6 protein-coding genes are annotated in these 3,437 nt (G+C 51.9%); 3 read left to right on the forward strand and 3 right to left on the reverse strand.

Annotated elements, in window-relative coordinates:
• A partial coding sequence (locus tag V6D20_12050; GenBank protein HEY9816512.1) for an Hsp70 family protein occupies positions 1–166 on the reverse strand: 166 nt, incomplete at its 3' end.
• Between the two features lie 709 nt (positions 167–875).
• Here V6D20_12050 and V6D20_12055 point away from each other — a divergent pair.
• Both V6D20_12055 and V6D20_12060 read left to right on the forward strand, forming a co-directional pair.
• Complete coding sequence (locus V6D20_12055; GenBank protein ID HEY9816513.1) at positions 876–1,292, forward strand: cupin domain-containing protein; 417 nt, start codon at positions 876–878, stop codon at positions 1,290–1,292.
• 198 nt (positions 1,293–1,490) lie between these two features.
• On the forward strand, positions 1,491–1,838 hold the full coding sequence (locus V6D20_12060) for an iron-sulfur cluster assembly accessory protein (GenBank protein ID HEY9816514.1): 348 nt from the start codon (positions 1,491–1,493) through the stop codon (positions 1,836–1,838).
• An 83-nt stretch (positions 1,839–1,921) separates the two neighbouring features.
• Here V6D20_12060 and V6D20_12065 read toward each other — a convergent pair whose 3' ends face one another.
• Positions 1,922–2,398 (reverse strand): nucleoside deaminase, encoded by a 477-nt coding sequence (locus tag V6D20_12065; GenBank protein ID HEY9816515.1) that lies wholly within the window; start codon positions 2,396–2,398, stop codon positions 1,922–1,924.
• Positions 2,395–2,808, reverse strand: a complete 414-nt coding sequence (locus V6D20_12070; GenBank protein HEY9816516.1) for a gamma-glutamylcyclotransferase — start codon at positions 2,806–2,808, stop codon at positions 2,395–2,397. The genes V6D20_12065 and V6D20_12070 overlap by 4 nt, the downstream gene beginning before the upstream one ends.
• 372 nt (positions 2,809–3,180) lie before the next feature.
• Here V6D20_12070 and V6D20_12075 point away from each other — a divergent pair.
• The coding region (locus V6D20_12075) for a hypothetical protein (protein ID HEY9816517.1) at positions 3,181–3,437 on the forward strand (257 nt) is incomplete at its 3' end.

The raw sequence follows: 3,437 nt of genomic DNA on the forward strand, positions 1-3,437 counted from the left end.
GACGGGCCATCTGCCCCACGAGGCGCTCTCCATCCTTGCTAAACGCAACCACGGAGGGAGTCGTCCTCATGCTTTCTGAATTGGCGATGACAATGGGTTTGCCGCCCTCCATCACAGCGACAACTGAGTTTGTAGTGCCCAAGTCAATACCGACGACTTTTCCCATGCGTTGCGATGCTCCTCGCTTGCCTGAATGACTATACCGAATATTGAGAATCGTTGCTGAATCTATATTATCTTGTCAGCAAGGGGGTTCTGGTGATAAATCCATCGGTTACTCTAGGAACCAAGAGAGCGATCGCTCTTCAACCCGTCTCAGTGCTTCGTTACTTTACGAAATCTTAACAGCCCTAAAATGTAACATGAAGAACAGTTTCGTCGGTCGCGCGCGCTTTGGCTAACCTCACCCTTGCCTTGTCTGCCTTAGGATGGATGGGACAAGAAGCCAGTTGGGCACCTTGCTAAGGGTATAGCTGCACTATACTCCTCTAAAAACAAGCCACGCCTAACGTTCCGGGTCGTTCATCTAAAGTTAGTTAGATCTCTTGCGGAGCCCATGGCTTGACTTGGGATAACTTCATATCATCTTTGAACATCACCCTAGTTTTATGAAGAATTGACCTGTACTCGTGTCATACAATACCGCCGATCGCGTACAGAAGATCTGAGTTTATTATGTTAGGTTGGGTCTACCCTGGGCACAGCACCAGGGAAAAAGCGGTCTCCTTTGTAGATACTTGGGAATATTAAGAAGGGTAGGGGCGTTCATCTTCATCGCAGCCATGGTGAGAAGTTCAAGCCCCAACTCGCCTGAATGATTGATCCATCAGCACGTTTGAGATGTTGCAAACCCGGATTTTTAGGAGAGCAGTTTCATGACTCAGACCAAGGAAGCGACAGTACCCGTGAATTTAACGCTCCCGAGCACCTCGGGCAGTTCTGGGGAAGCTGAGCCACGTCCCTGGGGGTCGTACACCGTTCTGGAAGAAGGGCAGGGGTACAAAATTAAGCGCATTGAAGTCAAGCCGGGCCATCGCCTCAGCCTTCAAATGCACCACCACCGCAGTGAACACTGGATTGTGGTATCGGGAACCGCCAAGGTGGTTTGTGATGGGGAAGAGAAGCTGCTGTTTAGCAACCAATCAACCTATGTACCAGCTTGCACCCAGCACCGCCTCGAAAACCCTGGGGTCATTCCATTAATCTTAATTGAGGTGCAAAATGGTCAGTACCTCGGAGAAGACGATATTATTCGCTACCAAGACGACTACGCTCGCGATCGCAAGTCCTAGCGCCTAGAAGGAATGCACCAGGTTGAGGAAGGACAGCGATCGCTTTGGTATTAGGCGATCGCTCCACCGCTCCCCTTGATAGCCGACACGACCCTCGTGTTTGGTATCCTTGTGCTGCTACAGTAATTTAGACATTAATTAGACCTTGAACAGGATTGGGATGACGTCCTGTTCAGCGACACTTGTTCAGTAGCAGCTATGATTCACCTCAGTTCAACCGCGATCGCAGAAGTCAATCGTCTTAAACACAGTCGAGACCAGCCCGACGCATGGCTGCGGATCTCGGTACAGCCAGGGGGCTGCCAAGAGTTTTACTACATTCTTGACCTCGTCGATCGCCCCCATGCCGACGATCATGTTTCTCAGCATGACCATATTTGGGTTGCTGTGGATCTAGAAAGTGCGGCTGTGCTGGAAGGGCTAACGGTGGATTACGCCGAAGATTTAATGGGCGGTGGCTTTCGCTTCCGCAACCCCCAATCTCGGCAAGACTGTGGCTGTGGTAACTCTTTTTCGACCCAAGTCCCCGAGCTCACACTGTCCTAGTACTTTAGGATGGCTACTCAAGGAACTAGCCAAGTCAAGTCTAGCTGGGTTAAGCAGGTGCGACCCAACCAGGTCTCTAGGCGTTAGTAAGGCGTTTTATCAGATTTTTCAATCCACTCTTGGAAGGCACTCTGGGCTTCCTCGCGCAGGAAAGGCTTCATGGGGAGCTGGCGATCGCCCATGGAAACCGCCAATTCATCATAGATGAACTGATCGTCAAACCCTGCTGCTGCGGCATCAACCTTGGTGTTGCCATAGTAAACCCGGTCAAGCCGAGACCAGTAGATTGCGCCTAGACACATAGGACAGGGTTCACAGCTCGTGTATAGCTCACAGCCGTCGAGCTGAAAGCTTTGCAGTTGCTGGCAAGCATCTCGAATCACGCTGACCTCCGCATGAGCTGTGGGGTCGTTGGACGTCAGGACTCGGTTATGTCCCCGAGCAATAATAGTTCCATCCTTGACAATCACTGCGCCAAACGGGCCACCATGACCATGGCGCATGCCCTCTAGGGACTGAGCGATCGCCTCTCGCATAAATTCAGAATTGGGTTCTGTCATGAGCTAGCCTGTTGTTGATCTGCTTTGTATGCTGCCCAGCCGCCGTAGTGGGAAATATCGGGCCACTGGTGCTGATCAATGAGTGCCTTGGGATACAGCATGGCAGTAGCCACATCACCGTTCTCTAGCACCACATCATCGGGATACATATTGGGTGGCTCATTGGCCAGCAAGTACTCGTATTCAGCCAAGGTCATTTCATAGACTTCTCCAGGAATACTGATGCCTCCAGTCTCCACCTCATAGATAGCAGGATGCCATCCATCGCCTGCCGCATGGAGCCGATAGCGGGGTTGGGTGCAGGTGGGGCCCAAAAACTTTGCCCCCTGGAGATTGCCGTGGTCAGGCTGCCCTTGCAGTGCAGATCCGCAAATGAAGATGTGTTTAACAGATGCGTTCGAGTCGGTCATGCCAATTGAAATCCCGTTCGTAGATCGGTGACAGATCTCATTAAGGCTTGTTGCATCCATCCCGTCAACTGTCTTAAGTGACCATTTCCTCAGATACGGAGATGGGCGATCGCCCCTAGGTCAGCAGAAGGGCGGATTCAATTTCACAGCAAGGCTGGTAGTTTAGTTTATAGAGAACATTTTTCATGAACCTATCCTGGGTACTTTCGTAGGATGGGCGATCGCTCCATCAAGTCCGTCAGATTAAAATCCGTCAGATTACGAGCCCTAGGGCTCCGCCAAGGTTGCATTGTCGCCCTGCTCTCGGTTCGATCCCTTCAGACCCCAGCGCACCTAGGCAAAACTCATTCACATTTAGGAGGCATCTCGTCTATGACCGTACTTACCACCGCTCTCGCTGTCAATGGCGATCGCCTCAATCAGCATATTGATCAACTAGCCGAACTGGGTCGGCTGCCCCACGGTGGCATTCGCCGTTTGGCCTTTAGCCCAGAAGATTGCCAAGCTCGTCAGCGGGTGCGCCAGTGGATGGAACAGGCTGGCATGAAGGTACGGGTTGATGCGGCCGGAAATATGATTGGTCGCTACGCGGGGCAACAAGCCAAGCTGGCGGCGATCGCCACCGGATC

It is taken from the genome of Candidatus Obscuribacterales bacterium (genome assembly GCA_036703605.1).
GTDB lineage: Bacteria > Cyanobacteriota > Cyanobacteriia > RECH01 > RECH01 > RECH01.

What these genes read in the sequence shown, in the direction of transcription:
- V6D20_12065 (HEY9816515.1), bottom strand. Translation starts at nt 2,398, where the DNA reads ATGACAGAACCCAATTCTGAATTTATGCGAGAGGCGATCGCTCAGTCC.
- V6D20_12070 (HEY9816516.1), bottom strand. Translation starts at nt 2,808, where the DNA reads ATGACCGACTCGAACGCATCTGTTAAACACATCTTCATTTGCGGATCT.
- V6D20_12060 (HEY9816514.1), top strand. Translation starts at nt 1,491, where the DNA reads ATGATTCACCTCAGTTCAACCGCGATCGCAGAAGTCAATCGTCTTAAA.
- V6D20_12055 (HEY9816513.1), top strand. Translation starts at nt 876, where the DNA reads ATGACTCAGACCAAGGAAGCGACAGTACCCGTGAATTTAACGCTCCCG.